The 17268-nt window shown below is 54.0% G+C and carries 17 protein-coding genes; 5 read left to right on the top strand and 12 right to left on the bottom strand.

The window, feature by feature from the left end:
* The first annotated feature begins 346 nt into the window (after nt 1-346).
* The 4 genes from accD to AC01ZF_RS17330 all read left to right on the top strand — a co-directional run bounded on the left by accD (nt 347) and on the right by AC01ZF_RS17330 (nt 4982).
* Nucleotides 347-1264: an acetyl-CoA carboxylase, carboxyltransferase subunit beta gene (accD, locus tag AC01ZF_RS17345; RefSeq protein WP_424677202.1), complete on the top strand. Its 918-nt coding sequence runs from the start codon at nt 347-349 to the stop codon at nt 1262-1264.
* Nucleotides 1265-1283: 19 nt separating this feature from the next.
* Nucleotides 1284-2132: an acetyl-CoA carboxylase carboxyltransferase subunit alpha gene (locus AC01ZF_RS17340; RefSeq protein ID WP_424677203.1), complete on the top strand. Its 849-nt coding sequence runs from the start codon at nt 1284-1286 to the stop codon at nt 2130-2132.
* A 214-nt stretch (nt 2133-2346) separates the two neighbouring features.
* Nucleotides 2347-3591: a glycoside hydrolase 5 family protein gene (locus AC01ZF_RS17335; protein WP_424677204.1), complete on the top strand. Its 1245-nt coding sequence runs from the start codon at nt 2347-2349 to the stop codon at nt 3589-3591.
* A gap of 173 nt (nt 3592-3764) precedes the next feature.
* Nucleotides 3765-4982: a hypothetical protein gene (locus AC01ZF_RS17330; RefSeq protein WP_424677205.1), complete on the top strand. Its 1218-nt coding sequence runs from the start codon at nt 3765-3767 to the stop codon at nt 4980-4982.
* Here the strand turns inward: AC01ZF_RS17330 and AC01ZF_RS17325 are convergent.
* The 12 genes from AC01ZF_RS17325 to AC01ZF_RS17270 form a co-directional block, all read right to left on the bottom strand.
* Nucleotides 4974-6092 carry a glycosyltransferase family 4 protein gene (locus AC01ZF_RS17325; protein WP_424677206.1) on the bottom strand — a complete coding sequence of 373 codons (1119 nt, stop codon included), beginning with the start codon at nt 6090-6092 and terminating at the stop codon, nt 4974-4976. The genes AC01ZF_RS17330 and AC01ZF_RS17325 overlap by 9 nt on opposite strands.
* Nucleotides 6093-6167: 75 nt before the next feature.
* A complete protein-coding gene (locus AC01ZF_RS17320; RefSeq protein WP_424677207.1) occupies nt 6168-6734 on the bottom strand; it encodes a serine O-acetyltransferase in 567 nt (188 codons plus the stop codon).
* Nucleotides 6735-6746: 12 nt separating this feature from the next.
* Complete coding sequence (gene epsD, locus AC01ZF_RS17315) at nt 6747-7748, bottom strand: exopolysaccharide biosynthesis glycosyltransferase EpsD (RefSeq protein ID WP_428113746.1); 1002 nt, start codon at nt 7746-7748, stop codon at nt 6747-6749.
* Between the two features lie 5 nt (nt 7749-7753).
* Nucleotides 7754-8296: an acyltransferase gene (locus AC01ZF_RS17310; protein WP_424677209.1), complete on the bottom strand. Its 543-nt coding sequence runs from the start codon at nt 8294-8296 to the stop codon at nt 7754-7756.
* A 261-nt stretch (nt 8297-8557) separates the two neighbouring features.
* A complete protein-coding gene (locus tag AC01ZF_RS17305) occupies nt 8558-9523 on the bottom strand; it encodes a glycosyltransferase family 2 protein (protein ID WP_424677210.1) in 966 nt (321 codons plus the stop codon).
* Between the two features lie 14 nt (nt 9524-9537).
* A complete protein-coding gene (locus AC01ZF_RS17300) occupies nt 9538-10479 on the bottom strand; it encodes a glycosyltransferase family 2 protein (RefSeq protein WP_476575539.1) in 942 nt (313 codons plus the stop codon).
* Nucleotides 10480-10488: 9 nt separating this feature from the next.
* Nucleotides 10489-11244 (bottom strand): polysaccharide deacetylase family protein, encoded by a 756-nt coding sequence (locus tag AC01ZF_RS17295; RefSeq protein WP_428113752.1) that lies wholly within the window; start codon nt 11242-11244, stop codon nt 10489-10491.
* 28 nt (nt 11245-11272) lie between these two features.
* Nucleotides 11273-12280, bottom strand: a complete 1008-nt coding sequence (locus AC01ZF_RS17290) for a glycosyltransferase family 2 protein (RefSeq protein ID WP_424677213.1) — start codon at nt 12278-12280, stop codon at nt 11273-11275.
* 16 nt (nt 12281-12296) lie between these two features.
* A complete protein-coding gene (locus AC01ZF_RS17285; protein WP_424677214.1) occupies nt 12297-13454 on the bottom strand; it encodes a DegT/DnrJ/EryC1/StrS family aminotransferase in 1158 nt (385 codons plus the stop codon).
* Entirely contained in the window at nt 13451-14464 is a 1014-nt protein-coding gene (locus AC01ZF_RS17280; RefSeq protein ID WP_424677215.1) for an SDR family NAD(P)-dependent oxidoreductase, read from the bottom strand. Before AC01ZF_RS17280 ends, AC01ZF_RS17285 begins: the two co-directional genes overlap by 4 nt.
* A 21-nt stretch (nt 14465-14485) precedes the next feature.
* Nucleotides 14486-15619 carry a DegT/DnrJ/EryC1/StrS family aminotransferase gene (locus AC01ZF_RS17275; protein ID WP_424677216.1) on the bottom strand — a complete coding sequence of 378 codons (1134 nt, stop codon included), beginning with the start codon at nt 15617-15619 and terminating at the stop codon, nt 14486-14488.
* Nucleotides 15620-15660: 41 nt separating this feature from the next.
* Nucleotides 15661-16677, bottom strand: coding sequence for a Gfo/Idh/MocA family protein (locus AC01ZF_RS17270; protein WP_424677217.1), 1017 nt, complete (start codon nt 16675-16677; stop codon nt 15661-15663).
* A 197-nt stretch (nt 16678-16874) separates the two neighbouring features.
* Between AC01ZF_RS17270 and AC01ZF_RS17265 the strand changes: the two genes are divergently transcribed.
* A partial coding sequence (locus tag AC01ZF_RS17265) for a DUF6444 domain-containing protein (RefSeq protein WP_476575538.1) occupies nt 16875-17268 on the top strand: 394 nt, incomplete at its 3' end.

Here is a 17268-nt window from a genome sequence, read left to right as displayed (position 1 = left end):
CCGACGAGCGACGGGTCGTTTGGTGCGGAGCGTGCCCGTGTGGGCCGTTTTCCGGGTCAACCGCCGTGCGATTGACGGTGAGGAGTATAGCAAGGCTTGCCCGTTTTGTCAAGCGAGAAAACTATCGAGATGCAAAAACGCCTTTTTTGGCTTAATAATGAGCTAAAAACGACTTACAAGCAACCGATGTCAGCCCAACACGACTCCGACATTTTCAAAGCACTTTGATTACAGATAGTATTCGACCTCTTTACATCTCATGCTATAATATAAAGCAACGCCACCACTGTGAAGAAAATCACCAACGGATCGCGCGAGTCTGCGCCAAGTGAAAGCGTAGGAGAAAGTGAAAGAGTTCTTCCGCCTCAGCCGCAAAGGATTTACCGGGCGCGACGATATAGATAGCGCCCAAATCCCAGACGATTTGTGGGTGAAGTGCAGCGCATGTCGTGAGCTGATCTACAAGAAGCAGCTTAACGACAATCTGAAGGTTTGTCCGAAATGTGGGCACCATATGCGGATGAGTGCCCACGAGTGGATTGGTCTGCTCGATGTCGGTTCATTCCGGGAAATGGATTCCAACCTGCTACCAACCGACCCGCTCGGCTTCGTCGCTGCCGATGAGAGCTACGCCACCAAGTTAGCTAAAACGCAGCAGCGCACCGGTATGACCGATGCAGTGATCTCCGGTGTCGGTGCTATCAGTGGTATCCGGCTCTGCATCGCTGTGGCCGATTTCTCGTTTATGGGTGCCTCGATGGGTAGCGTCTACGGTGAGAAAATGGCCCGTGCTGCCGAACGTGCAGCCGAACTAGGCGTACCGCTGTTGACGATCAATACCTCGGGTGGCGCGCGCCAGCAAGAAGGTGTGATCGGCTTGATGCAAATGGCAAAGATCACAATGGCACTTACTCGCCTTGCCGAAGCCGGTCAGCCTCATATTGCTCTGCTGGTCGATCCGTGCTACGGTGGTGTGACCGCCTCGTATCCCTCGGTAGCCGATATTATTATCGCCGAACCGGGTGCCAACATCGGTTTTGCCGGTAAGCGGTTGATCGAGCAGATTATGCGACAAAAGCTGCCGGCCGGTTTTCAGACCGCCGAGTTTATGCTGGAACACGGTATGATCGATATGGTGGTGCCACGGAGTGAGATGCGGGAAACGCTCGCTCGCATTCTAAAGCTCTATCAACAGCGACAAGCACCGGCGGCAAAAGCTGATCTTGCAGCACGACGTGCAACATTGCCGCAACCGATTATGTAGTATCACGCGAGGAACGGTTATGGAAGAGACTCCGCAGCAGGAAACTATCACACCGTGGGATCGCGTGCAGTTGGCGCGCCACCCACAACGTCCACATACGCTCGATTATATCGCTACCCTCTGTGAGGATTTTGTCGAGCTTCACGGTGATCGTCGCTTTGGTGATGACCCGGCAATCGTGGGTGGTATGGCGACATTTGCCGGCCAAACGGTGATGGTCATCGGCCATCAGAAGGGGAACGATACCCGCGAGAATATGCGGCGCAATTTTGGTATGCCGCATCCTGAAGGGTACCGCAAGGCACAACGGTTGATGCGTCACGCCGAGAAGTTTGGTATGCCGGTGATATGCTTTGTCGACACACCCGCCGCCGATCCTACCAAGGGATCGGAAGAACGTGGTCAAGCAAATGCTATCGCCGAAAGCATTATGCTGATGACAACGCTGCGGGTACCGAGTATTGCTGTCGTTATCGGCGAGGGCGGTAGCGGTGGAGCATTAGCCATTAGCGTTGCTGACCGGATTCTGATGCAGGAAAATTCGATCTATTCCGTGGCGCCACCGGAGGCAGCGGCTTCTATCTTGTGGCGTGACGCTGCGAAAGCACCGGAAGCGGCCAAGGCGCTAAAATTGACGGCAGCCGATCTCTATGCGCTTCGGATTATCGATGAGGTAATCCCTGAACCACCCGGTGGTGCCCATGCCGACCGTCTTACGGCAATTACCACCGTCGGTGAGCGGCTACGTTCCCATCTCACCGATTTGCAACAGCGTGACCTCGACACCCTTCTGCGTGAACGCTACCAGAAGTATCGTTCGATGGGGCAATTTCAAGAACAGCAGATGGATTTCTTCGCCCGGCGATAGTCTGGGTTTCGGAAAGCTCAGAGGAGAGGTGTTGCGAGGCAACACCTCTCCTTTTTTTGGCGGTACGTCACTATATGTACGCACGCATGAGGAGTACTACCCCTATTTTTAGTACTATATGACTATTCGCATCATGATGACTTTTTATTCATCAAGTGTTACAGTACGGGAGGCGAGCAACGGTCATAGCTAATCGCACAACCAGACACGTTCTATGCACCAAACACTACGTCTCGCACTGATAGGCCTCCTGATAATTAGCTCGTTTCTCTTCATCCCAACTCAAGCGGCAACACCCCTGAGCTGCCCTGCCGATCGGTCGCACCTCATTGAACGTTTTGGTGGTCGTTGGTTTTTGGTAGGTGCCAATGTACCGTGGCTTAATGGTGGCTTTGGTGCCGATTTCGCAACCGTCGAGGAATGGAACCAACACACCTACGATCCAAACGCAACTCGGATCATGTTTCGCACGTTACGCCAGCAAGGGGCTAATACCGTGCGTTGGTGGCTGTTTGCCGATGGTCGTGGGGCACCTGAGTTTAATACTAACAGCGGCGGTGCTGTGACCGGTCTTGATGCCGATTTCTTACCCGCTCTTGCCAGCGCGATTCAGATTGCTGCCGAAGAGGATGTGTATCTCGTATTCAATCTCTGGAGCTTTGACATGCTTATGGCAGACTCGACGGTATCTGGACGAGGCGAGCATGCAGGCGGTCATCGCGATCTCATCGTCGATCCGGTTAAACGAGCTTCATTTATCAATAATGCACTGCTGCCGATGCTACGCTATTCGGTTGACAGCAGCGGTTATACCATCGGCACTCATCCGAATGTGTTGGCCTGGGACATTTTTAATGAGCCGGAGTTTGGGATCAATGAGCCACCGCACTTCACACCGGCTCATAACGTCACCCAACCGGTAACGCTAACCCAAATGCAACAGTTCATTGCCGAGATCTCCGGCGCGATCCACCGTAATTCCAATCAATTAACGACCGTAGGTAGTGCTTCGATGAAGTGGAATAGCACCGGTGCACTCGGTGCTGTCGGTAATTTCTGGAATGATACCGCCCTCACTGCCTACGATCCACAAGGCTATCTCGATTTTTACCAAATTCATTATTACGGCTGGATGAACGGTGATGAGACATACTGGAGCTATTCACCGCTGTTCAACGATTGGTACGAAGGTCGTTTTGACAAACCGATGGTGATCGGTGAAGTACCGGCCAATGCCAGTGGCACCAACCGTACCCCTACCCAATTACTAGCTGAACTACGCTCTAATTGTTATGCCGGAGTATGGGTATGGCCCTATTTCAACGTGAACGATGGCACCGGCGAGTGGTCGAATGCCGCGAGTGCAGTACAAGCTATCGCCAATGCGGTCCCGGCTGAAGTGCGGATTACTGCTAATACGCTCTCGCCACGGGTCTACATTCCGCTGGCATTACGCTAACAACCGTAACTTTTTGGCTATCGGTAACGACATGATGAATGGAAACACCATAGTGTGGCCGTCAATCCTCCCCCTCGGCGACACTATGGGTTTCCGTAGTCGGCAGCGACGCCTTCAGACCAACTCTCCCCTGGGTCTGAAGGCATTGTTGCGCGAGAAATAGGGAGGCATCAATGCAACAACGGATTTTGCTCGTCTCCTTGAGTCTGATTTTAGTGAGTAGCTTGATCTGGCTTGGCCGACAACCATCCCCGGTGGCCGTTGCCAATGCTGGCACTCGCCAGTTTATCCCTTTGATCATGAAACCGTCAATCTTCACCGAGACGTTTACCGGCGAGCCATCACAACCACAAAGCTGGAACCCGCCTAATTGGGATGTGACGATACATTCGCGTGATGTCAATACATGGTATCAACTCGAACCAATGCCTGCCGAGCACGGTACCGATTGTACGCCACCACCTGCTTTGCGTTCGATCAGTAGCTACGAGGAGGCAGTATACGTCTGCCGCAATCACCTGATGACGGCTATCAAAGCAAGCGGTTATGGCGTGATCTACCTGACCCCCAACCATATGGTCGATTTTAGCGGTGGGACGGCTACCATTCGCTTTGATGTGTCCACGCTCCGTACTAGTCTGCGCGATTGGATCGATCTTTGGATCAGTCCGTACAACGATCATCTTCAACTCCCGCTCGATATGACAGTCGATTTGAGTGGGCCACCACGCAACGCTGTCCAAATACGAATGGATCTGAGTGGGAACTTCTTTGATGCGGTGATCTACCGCAACTTCCAGCCAACTGTCATCGATGGGACACCGATCCCGTATGACCGTTTTCTCACCCCAAGCTCAACCCGACGTGACACGTTTGAATTACAAATTTCGCGGACCCACATCAAGTTCGGGATACCAGCTTACAACTTCTACTGGATCGATACGCGCATCGCCGATCTCGGATGGGATCAAGGGGTCGTGCAGTTTGGTCATCACTCGTACAATCCATTGAAAGATTGTGCAACCTGCCGCGCTGGGACGTGGCACTGGGACAATGTAACGATCACTCCGACCCGACCGTTTACGATGATCGCTGCAGACCGACGCTACGTTGATCGCGCCAGTCCGGTTGTCACACTTGCAGCACCTGCACCGGCCAACGCTCGCCTCCGCTTCACCGGCATCGGACCTAATTTACAAGTTCGGTTCGATAACGGCACTTGGCAAGCAGCTCAAGTACAAGCCCATGACACCCGTTACTTTAAAGACGAACATTTCCGCAGTTACTGGATGCCCATTCCGGCCGGTGTCACTCGCATCGAGTTTCGGGGCGATAGGTGGTGGGGCGCTGACTGGCACGTCCGGGAAATCAGCGTATGGGCGTTACCGTGAGGACTCATCGTAGTAAGGCTTAGGAAAGCACAGACCAGTTGTCACGTTTGCAGCCTGCGCCAACAGTTTGGCGACACGTGTTGCATTCTGCACCGCATCAAAATAACGTTCGGCGTGATGTCTAGCGGCTTGCGCCATCTGCCATCGGGTATCGGGTTGCTCTCCCAAGAGGCGTAGACGGGCGGCAAGAGCCGTCGGATCATTGGGAGGCACCAGAAAGCCATTCACCCCATCACGCACAATATCAGGAAGGCCACCAACCGGGGTTGCAATGACCGGCACCCCACAAGCGATCGCTTCAAGGGCAGCAATCCCAAACGCCTCCGCTTGGGTTGGGAAGACGAAGACGTCGGCTTGACGGTATAACTCGATTAAACGTGGCGAATTGGGGGTAAGATCGCGATAAACATACACACCGGCAGTTGGTTCGATTGGGCTGCGGGTAACCAGATGCACCTCAATCGGGATGGGAAGCTGCTGTATGGCCGCTAGCAGGGTTGGTCCACCTTTCCGATAAAAATCGCCACCGACGAACAGCACGCGCAAAGGGCCGGGCATTCGATCACGTGCCGGCTGCCAACGGGACAAATCGATACCGGGCGGAATAACCTCAATCCGATCGGGATGCACTCCATACTCACGGATCAGTGAGTCACGTACCCAGTGCGACCACGGTAATACCCACGCTGCACGCTGAAAGAGCCGCCGATTCAGCCAATGCTTTACAGACGACTCTATCCCCGGTCGATCGGCACGATGATGGTAGAAACTTGCCATTTCATCGTACTGACGAGGAGTAATATCGGTTGCTATCAGATACGGACGCCGCTGCACGATCCCTCCGGCAATGGCGGCAGGTGCTTGCGTATTAAAGAGGGCTACATCATACTCTGCCTGACGCAATGCCTGTCGTACCTGCTGCCGACCACGCAATATCCCTCGCACTGTCTTCGGTAGGGGTAGTCGTTCAATCAAGCCACCGGCTTGATAGTATGTTATCTCAGCCCATTGAGCTTGCACCTGCGGCTGGCGCGCGAATCCAAATCGCAGATTTTCGGCATATGTGCGATGGCCAAGATGTTGTTCGAGAATGAAGAGTACACGGATCATGCATCACCGCTTTCTGAGTTTTTCACACCAACCAACAACCGATACGACGCAATGATACCTGCTATCGCTTGTCCGTTAACCAGCGACCGACTCGGTAACACCTTCACGTTCGGTTGGTGTTTCATTGATCTTCACCACGCGGGCCGGAATGCCTACCACCGTTGCCCCGGATGGTACATCGCGCGTCACCACGGCATTGGCACCAATCCGCGCCCGATCACCCACCGTAATGCCGCCTAACACCCGCGCACCAGCACCGATAAACACCTCATCACCGATGATCGGAAAGGCCCATTCGTTGCGCATCCCAATGGTGACCGCCGCTACAATCGTGCAATTCCGACCGATACGTTGCGGCGCTATCACCGTCCCAATCGGATGCGCAATGTACAACCCACCACCGATGTCAGCTCCGACAACAATCTCAAGACCGTAACGCCGGTAGATCCGCCGTTGGATATAGCCAGGGAGAAAGGGAATACCACGCTGCTTACACCATGACCCCAAACGAAACCAGAACATCGCCCGTAACGGCAAATGGCGAAAGAGCAGCACAATGACTTGACGTAGTGTGAGTGGTTCGGTACTGATCTGGCCTGGCACGACCCAACGGCGTGCATCTTGCAGAAAAAGTTCCCACATCGGCGGCTCCTCTCAGAGTTGTGTTGCTTCAACGATGGTCGGCATTGCAAAGAACCGGTCGCGTCCGCCCAATTCGTCGGCCACTCCTTGGTAGTAACGCAAATTAAAGATCGCGCTGTAGATGGGACGGCTCCCTCGCTCACCGAATAGCCGATGCGCTAGTAGCGCCAGCCGGGGTAAGATGATCAGTACAAGAGCACTCGCCCGTGGACGGTCGAGCAAAACCCACACTAACCAACGGGTTAGTTGATTACGCTGCGCAAATTCTCGACGCACAAAACCGAGCAGATCAACCTGCTGTTCACGGCCAAAGATGATGTCATTTCGTCCGTATGCGTAGGGTGTTGCCAACCACGACGTAAAGCTCCGATCGGCATAGTGATAACCGACGGCCTGCGGTGCAAAGACAAATTCAACACCAAGCTTATTGAGCCGATACGCCAACTCAATATCTTCGGCACGCCGAAACCGTTCATCAAAGCCACCCGCTGCCAATACCAACTGCCGGGCCAACGAAGTGTTCCCGGTGTAGAATTGCCGGGCCGTTGCCGGCCAGATTCCGCTCGTCATTGCACGATACTGCTTTTCCAGCATCGCCTGCTCCCACGCTACCCACGGTGACAAGCGGGCATCAGGCGGGGTCAGCATCGGTCCAAGCACTACCCGCTGCTCACGTTCATTGTGCAGCCGCATGTGTTCAGCAATAAGATTGGGAGCCGGAACCACATCATCGTCGAGGAACAAAATGATCGGGCCACGAGCCGCTGCAATCCCCCGATTGCGCGCTGCTGCCGGCCCGGCGTTGGCTTGCTGAATAAAGTGCAAGTGAAATGACGTTTGGGCGTGTTGGCAGAACGCAACAGTACCATCGGTCGATCCATCAGAGACGATCACAACCTCAAAAGACGAATGGGGGTACGTCTGCTTGCCAAGCGCTGTTAACACTCGCTGTAGACGATCACAGCGGTTGTAGGTAGGAATGACAACACTGACCGTTGGGAATTGATCCTTCATACTCGTTACAAATGACGAATCACACGTGCCGGCACGCCGGCAGCAAGCGAACGCGGGGGAATACTCTTGGTCACAACACTCCCGGCTCCAACCACACTCCCCGCCCCAATCGTTACTCCACTCAGCACTGTCACCCGTCCGCCTAACCATACATTCTCTTCGAGAACAATCGGCGCTGAGGGCGGTCGTTCTTGGCGATGTTCCGGTTCGAGGCGGTGAAAATCATTATCCATAATCATCGCGTAAGTACCGATATTACAGCGAGGACCAATCCGTACCAGCTCAGTCGCGGCAATAGAACACCCATAATTGATGAATGTCCCTGCTCCAATCTCCAAACAGGCTCCGGGAGCAACGGCTAGTTCTAGCGGCACGACGGTCGAAACCAGCCGCGCACGCTCACCGATAACTAAACGTCCGCCTTTATGTACCACCGGTCGCCCCCACAACCGAACTCTTGGCCCCAATTCAGCGCCGCGCAGATACCACCGCGCTCGTAATACGGCTAGAATGTCGCTGACAATATCGGTAAGAGGACGTGATGGCATGACCTGTTGCTCCCTTACGCTATCACCATCATAGTAGCTCATCGAGATGAACAGGTTCTAAACAAAATAGACATGTGAGCTAACAGTTTCGTTGCGCATTTTAGTTTCGTTTAGCGAGTTGCACAGGCACATGGTGCTCGACCAAGCAACGAACAGCATAAACCGACACTATCGTAACATGGAGATGCCCTTTCAAACTAGAGCAGGATTTCCTCACTCTTATGCCTTATACTTTGCTACCGGTATATCTCATTCGTCAGCTTAGTCGTTAGCGTTCCCCTCCGCTCTAGCAACCAGCAACACTTCAGCGGCACGCGCTGCATCGCGCATCTGGCGCAATTGCGCACCGCTGACGAACCCTTCGTCCGGCGACAACCGGAATCCGTCCCAAAACCCACGTAACCGCTGGCGCGCGAAGAACAACTCGCGTCGGTCGCCGCGTAATGCTTTTGGAATCGCTTTGAAGGTAAGCTTGACTTCGCGAGCTAAAAACCATGCACCGGCAAATAGGTCGCCACGACGAGTGAAACGACCAAAATTACCACCATTACCGTATTGATAGCGAGCAAAGAGCGCTTCAGCCTCATCTCGCGAGCGGAAACCGTGTGTATGCACCACTTCAATATGAGGACAGATTTTATATCGCGCACCACTGCGCACAATGCGCCAACACAAATCGGTATCGTCGGAGGCGCGCAACCGGCTACCGGGGCCGCAAAATTCATCGTAGCCACCGATGCGATCCAAAAGACGCCGACGCATACTGAAATTTGCACCCGAAGCGTGCAAGGGAAAGCGCCACCGTGACAGATACGGCCATGCCTCAAATTCGGGTGTATAGCCGGTATCTGGATCATACGGCGGTGCGGTGAGGCGTCCGGCAATAAAATCGAGTTCTGGATCGGCGCTAAACTCAGCCACGATCTGTTCAAGCCAATCAGGTCGCACTTCGATATCATCATCGATCAAAGCTATAATCTCGCCCTGACTGGCTGCGATACCTACATTGCGTGAGCTAGCCGCCCCAAAACCGGGCCGCCGATTGAACAGATAGTGAAAACGTGGATCGGTATGGAACGGCGCTGTTATTTGCAAACTTGCATTGTCGGGACTTTGATCAACAACGAAGAGTTCAAAGTTCTGATAGGTACTGCGAAAGACACTCTGGACCGCGTCAAATAACGCTTGCGGGCGTTGCTTGGTAGGAACGATAATTGATACAAGCATGGTAGTCTCGCTATTTACAACGACTGCTCGACAACGGCAGATCGCGTAGCGCGCTGATAGACCAAGTGTTCAGGATCAATGGGAACGGCCAACCCACGTACACAACCGCGGATCAGAGCAATGAGCCGACCTAAGCCACGTGGGCGGCGAAGGCGCAGTAGGGGCCGCAGCGGCTCGATGAATGCCGGAACGAGTAACTCGTACAACAACACGATACCTGCTCGCCAATAACCGGCCTTCAGCGGCTTGATATATGCCGCACCTAGCCCTTCCCAATCACGTGTAGCCAACTCGCGTGCTTCGGACCATGTGCGAAAACCGTCGTGAATCACATACGTAGCAGGCGTTTCAACTACATACCAACCATGCACAATCGCCCGCAAGGCAAGATCGGCATCCTCCGCAGAAGGGAATCGCCCGCCTGCTCCTAAGGACTCGTCGAAGCCACCCATGGCGAGGACCAGATCGCGCCGTACAGCCATCCCGGCACCGATTCCCCGCGCACGACATTTGGCCCAAAAGGTACGCACAACTGCCCGTTGGCGACGTTGATAGGCCGGGATGAAACCGGCCGACTCATCATGCGGTCCCGGCACAACATTGCAGAACACGACGGCTGCGCGTGGCTCGCGCGTCAGTTCAGACTCGATGCTCTGTAACCAAGTAGACGGTACGCGGCAATCGTCATCGGTGAAGGCGACAAATGGAGACCGGGCGAGTTGCAGTCCAATGTTGCGCGCTATGCCCAACCCTTGTGTGGGCGACGCCACATACCGTAAGCGTGGATCGGCTTGAAAACGCTGAAGCGCGTTCGCGGTAACCGTATCAGTACTCTGATCGACCACGATCAGCTCAAACGATGGATGATCGTTGCGTAAGATGCTCGTGGCTGCACTGACAACACGTTCACCCCGATTACGAGTACAAATAACAGCACTTATCGTTGGTAAGCTCATCTCCCCCCCTTACCACTTAACATCAAAACCCTCGGTGTTCGGCACGCGAGATGATGACCGGTATGCCGGCAAACCTAACAGTTCTGGCACCGTAACAATCTCGTAACCTTCACTACGTAGCCAAGGAGTCAGCAAGCGTACCGCTCGTGCTGTCTCCGTTTTCTCCCACCGTATCTGGTTCGACACCGAATCGTGCATTAAGATGATCGAACCGGGTTTGACTAAGGGCTTGATTTGAGCTACCAAGTGCTCGGCCGGAACTTCCGGCACCTTCCAATCGTCGGGGTAAATATCCCACCCAATCACAGCATACCCACGTTGCCGAAGACGTTGACCTTCCCACGGTGTTAGCCATCCCCACGGCGGACGGTAGAGATGGGGCCGACACCCGATCACTTGGGCAATTGCGTCGTCTGCTGCATCAATATGCTCACCACCACGCAGGAGCAAGCCGGCTTTGCGGCTATGCATCATCGAATGGTTGCCGATGACATGCCCCTCGGTAAACGCACGTTGCACCACATCAGGATGCCACTGCACACTCAATCCAACACAAAAGAATGTCGCTTTTACGCCTAATTCACCGAGCGTATCGAGTAATTGTTCGGTACACGGTTTGCCTGGCCCATCATCGAACGTAAACGCAACAGCTCGCCGTGTACGCGGCCCTTGATTGTAATAGTAGCCAAAGCCGCCATAGGGCGGACTGAGGATCAGATTGCCTATCTGATCGACAACCCGCGTTACCGCTGTTTTCAGACTCATCGTGTTCCTCCCCCTACGAACACGGTGCCTAGACCGCCGATGACACGGTTGTATCGTTTGAAATAGCTTGCCTACGCTGGAACAGTCTCCGATAAAGATGAGCACCCAACAACGCACGTAATGCCATCGCTACCGTACCCTTTTGGAAGAGAGTCTCCCCTGGGCTGACTTGTAAACCCACCCGGAAGAACTGCCAGCCTAGCCGCACGTTGCCGCTAAAGACGGCATCGGCTGCAAACGAGATCAATGCCCGCTGTCGCGCTTTGCGGTAGAGCCATCGCTGTCGCTGCCGTTCCTCAGCCGGCATAAGACTAAACGTCCAATCAAAAATACGGAACAGTTCGAGGATCGCATTGCGTAGTGCGGCAGGATTTTTCGACATACTCGATGGGTGGCGACGGTAAGCGTACAGCATCTCGTCGACATAGGCGACATCGCCAAAATGGCACAAGCCTAACCACATCTGTGCATCAAGCGACCAAATCAGGGTAGGATCGTAGCCTCCGATGGCTTCATAGGCGCTCTTGCGAATCATAGTACCGCTATGCTGCGGATACCCCTTGAGTAAGAAATCAGCAAAGACGTCACGACCATCACGAATATAGCTATGATCAGCAGCACGACTGACAAAGTTGAGCGTCCATTCATTGGCGTATAGCCCGTAGGCACTAAACACCATGACAACCTGCGGGTTCTGTTCAAGAATGGCAACCTGTTGGGCGAAAGCATGCTGCGATACTACCCAATCGTCTGCCGAGATAACGCTAAGATACCGACCACGTGATTCCTGCATCCCTTCGATTAACGAGGCAACGAAGCCCTTATTCTGTTCGTGATGGATCAAACGTACCCGTGGATCGTGTAAGTACGGCTCGATCACTGCCAACGAGTTATCGGTTGAACAATCGTTGATCAGAATAAGCTCGAAATCGCGAAAGCTCTGTTGCAAAATCGAGTCGAGACAATTGGGCAGATAATAGGCATAGTTGTAATTCAACACTGTCACCGATAATAGCGGGGCCGTTGTTGTTTGCATGACCACCTCCTTATCATCAGTGCGTACAGGCCGCCGCCAATGTCGCGACGATATAGTCTTGATCTTCATCGGTCATTTGCGGATACAGTGGCAGAATAATGCTGCGATCTTGCCCATACTCTGACCACGGCAGATGATAGCCCTCAGAGCGGTGGTAAGGTCGCTCGCGATGCGCACACATGATCCCGCGCCGGGTGGCAATCCCGTGATCGAGCATATATTGCATCACCGCACGCTGGTCGCACCATTCCGGCAGATAAATGGAGAAGCTTTGCCAATTGGTACGGGCATACGGCGGTTCGACCGGCACACCAACTCCCGGAATAGTTTGGAGTAGCTCGACATAACGGGCCGCCAATCGTCGGCGGATCGGCACGATCTCTGCCAAACGCCGCAATTGTTCACGTCCGACTGCCGCCTGAATATCTGTCATGCGGTAGTTGTAGCCAACAACGTTGTATTCTTCAAAAATCACGCGATTGGCGAGATGACGTACCCGATCGTTGACACTCATCCCATGCTGGCGCAAGAGTCGAAACAGCTCGGCATACTCGGGATTATTGGTGGTGAGCATACCACCATCGCCGGTACTTAACACTTTGCGTGGATGGAACGAGAAACAGGCGATTACTCCGTGCGGCTTGCCGATCTTTTCCCACTGCCCCTGCCAGAAGATTTCGCTCCCGATAGCACAAGCCGCATCCTCAATAACCGGCAAACCGTGCGTTTGGGCGATCGTAGTAATCTGCGCCAAATCGGCCGGCATTCCCATCTGATGCACCGTCAGGATCGCTTTGGTACGCGGCGTGATAGCGGCCTCGATTAACGACGGATCCATGTTGTGCGTTTGCGGATCGACATCGACAAACACCGGCTCAGCACCGCAATAACGCACACTGTTGGCCGTTGCAATGTATGAATGACTGACGGTAATCACTTCATCACCGGGACCGATTCCAACCGCTAACAAGGCTAGATGCAGCGCAGTGGTGCAATTCGAGACGGCTACCGCATATTGAGCACCGGTGTAAGCGGCGAACTCTTGCTCGAATGCAGCCACCTCTGGCCCTTGCGTGATCCAACCCGACAAAATGACACGCTGCGCTGCTTCCGCCTCGGCAGAACCCATCACCGGCCTGGTCAGTGGGATGTGGCGTTTCACTGTTGCTGTCATGGCCACGTAATCTCCTCTTTTTTCCAGTTGTGAACCCGCTCTTCGGCCAGCAAATCCTCAACGGCAACCCCACGTGACAGGTACCATTCATGCAAACGCCGTAACCCTTCGTGTAATGAGATGGTCGGTGTAAAGCCGAGTACCTGTTGCGCACGTGAACTGTCAGCGTACAAGCGCAACACGTCACCCGGTCGTGGTTCATCGTGTACTATCGGTGTCTCCGGGTTACCCACAACGGCAGCCACGGTGCGACCCAGCTCGTTGATCGAGATTTCACGGCCCTGTCCAACATTAAACGTGCCTCCAATCGCCATTTCGACCATTCCGGCCAGCATAATACCCCGTGCAGTATCGCTAACGAAGGTAAAATCACGGGTCTGGGTGCCATCACCGAAGATGACCATCGGCTTGCCGACCATCGCCCGTAACATAAACTTTGGGATCACCTCACCGCTATCGCCTTCGTGATGGCTACGCGGCCCGAAGCTATTAAACGGACGCACCACGACGGTCGGGTAGCGATAGCTTTCCCAAAAGGCACGAGTATAACACTCACCGGCTAACTTACCTCCGCCGTAGACGGTCATCGGAAACGTCGGATGCTCTTCGGTCATCGGTACCCAGCGCGCAGTGCCGTATACTTCTGAACTTGACACATACACAAAGCGCGGCACGTCGGCACGACGCGCTAAGTCGAGCAACGTAAGTGTGCCGGTTGCATTGACATCGTGGTTCTCGAACGGATCGTGCAAGCTGTGACGCACGCCAAGACAGGCTAAGTGATAAACTATCTCGACTCCGCGTAGCAGGCGGGTCATAGCATCGCGATCACGTATATCAACGACGACCAATTCCACATCGGCATCGCGCACGTGGGCAAGATTGTCGCGTTTCCCGTTGACCAAATTATCAACCACGATAACCCGATGGCCGGCAGCGGCCAATTGTGTCACCAGTTCACTCCCGATAAAGCCGGCGCCACCGGTGACCAAGATGCGTTTTGTTGTCATAGGTTATCCTTCAGGTACACGTTATCGGTTGGTTGTTCCATACTCAACTGCAAAGATCGACTGCATCCAACCCTGCATCGCGTTTGCCACGACCTGTTGCTGTTCTACAGTCAGTTCGGGGAAGATCGGAAGCGAGAGAACTTCAGCCGCAGCAGATTCGGCGTGCGGAAAATCACCCGACCGATAGCCTAACTCGGCGAACGCTTTTTGCAAATGTACCGGGATCGGATAATGAATGCCGGTACTCACGCCATGCTCGTGCAAATACGCTTGTAACTCATCACGACGCGGATCGCGGATTGCATATATGTGATAGACGTGACGCCGGTCAGGGAGGGCAATCGGTGTACGCACCCCCAATGGAGCTAACAGCGCATCGTAGCGGGCCGCAGCCGCGCGGCGTAGCTCTGTCCACTGTTCGATATAGCGCATCTTGACCCGCAAAATCGCGCCCTGTATTCCCTCCAGGCGGTAGTTGAAGCCTTTAAGATCGTGATAGTAGCGTCGCTCAGCACCCCAATCACGGAGCATACGCACGGTGCGGGCCAGTTCGGGGTGATTGGTCGTTACTGCTCCACCTTCACCATACGCGCCGAGGTTTTTGCCCGGATAAAAGCTGAAGCAACCTAGATCGCCGATGCTACCAACCCGTCGACCTTTGTATTCGGCCCCGTGTGCCTGAGCTGCATCTTCAATCACGACCAGCCCATGCTTGCGCGCAATCGCCATAATTGCATCCATCTCGGCGGGCTGACCGTACAAATGCACCGGAATAATGGCCTTGGTCCGTGGTGTAATCGCCGCTTCGATCTGAGCCGGATCAATCGTGAAGGTTACCGGATCAATATCGACAAACACCGGGCGCGCACCGGTATAATCAATGGCCGAAACGGTGGCGATAAAGGTATGTGGGGTTGTAATGACCTCATCACCGCGCCCAACCCCCGCCGCCAGCAACGCTACATGCAGCGCGCTGGTACCCGAATTTACACCTATTGCATATTGGCATTGGGTATAGGCGGCAAATATCTCTTCAAATGCTGCCACCTCTTTTCCCAATACGAATTGGGTACTCACCAGTGTATCGAGAACGGCTCGATCAATCTCTTCTTTGATCGAGAGATATTGGGCTTTCAGATCAACGAACGGGATCATAAATACTCCTTTACACGGTTAAAGGCGCAGTGCAATCACAACTACATACCGGACAGTTCCACCGGCTGACCACGATTCGCCATCGAATACGAAGCTGCCTCCAAAATGCGGATGACACGCAGGCCGGCATAGCCATCCGAGAGCGGTCGGCGCCCATTACGCACACAATCCACGAAATGTTCAGCTTCGATCTTAAGGGCCTCGACATTGTCGAGCCGCGGTGCCCACATATCGCCGGTGCGGTAGCCAACATGACGCTGGTAGACAGCATCTTCACTTTCGCTGATAATGATGCCTTTGTCGTACACCTTCACCTTCTCACTCATCTCAATGTCGTCATAGACAATCATCTTTTCCGATCCACCAATGAGGGTTTGGCGGATCTTCACCGGCGCCATCCAATTGACATGAAAATGAGCAATGAGGTTGTTGGCAAAATAGCAGGTGAGATAGGCCATATTTTCTGGCTTACCCAACACATGCGCCATACCGGTCGCTGCGATCATCGTTGGGCTGGCCCCAACCAGATAGTCCATAATCGAGAGATCATGGACTGCTAAATCCCACAATACGTTCACATCATTTTGGAAAAGCCCAAGATTGACCCGCACCGAGTCGTAGTAGTAGAGTGTGCCAAGCGTACCGCTATCGATCAATTCTTTAATCTTGCGCACGGCACTGGTATAGATAAATGTATGATCAACCATTAATGTCAACCCACGACTCTCGGCTTCTTTAATTAACCGCTCGGCTTGGGCGACAGTTGACGTGAACGGTTTCTCGACCAGCACGTGTTTGCCGGCCTGTAAGGCCATGAGGGCTAGCTCGAAGTGTGACGACACTGGTGTCGCTACCACTACCGCATCAAGAGCAGGATGTTTCAGCATATCGATGACATCAGCGTAGGTCTTCACCGACGGGTAGACTTGCTCGACCAATGCACGACGCTCGGCCCGTTGGTCACAAACAGCAACCACTCGTGCGCCGGCAACTTGGGCAAAGTTACGCACAAGATTAGGCCCCCAGTAGCCATATCCGATAACACCAATGCCGATCATACCGATTCCTAACTTTGTCAGATTCAGGATGAAAATGAAGCCTGGTGCACATCCGCTTCGTCTCGATTGTACGCACTGATCATGATGTTTAGGTGAATAGAGGAAGAGTAGATATGAGATGTTCGTTACATATTTTGATATGTCAGATTTTGAGTAACTGCCTACCCATTTTCCGGGAAATGAGTTAACCTATCGCCATGGTCGAGAATCTGCTGGAAATCGACGCCCTGCTCAAGCGATTGACTTCGCTGGAAGCCGAAATTGCCCGCCTGCAAGCCGCGAATGCTTGTCTGCAGGCGGAGAATAGCCGCTTGCAAGCCGCGAATGCCGAATTGCGGCGTCAGCTGGAGCTGAACAGCGGAAACAGCCACAAGCTGCCGAGCAGCGATGGGTATCGAAAGAAGCGAGTGCAGCCGGCCTTGCCCAAGGGCGAGCAGCGGGCGATGGACGGCCAGTTGGGGCACACCGGCACGACGCTACGCCAGGTGGCGCAGCCTGATCGGGTGCGGGTACATTTGCCAGAGCGCTGTCAGGGTGGTGGGCGGGAGGGTGCCCCGAACGAACGGCACGCGGTGGTGAGCCGGCACCAGG

This window comes from Chloroflexus sp., from assembly GCF_056331925.1.
This window is presented reverse-complemented; position numbering and strand designations above follow the sequence as displayed.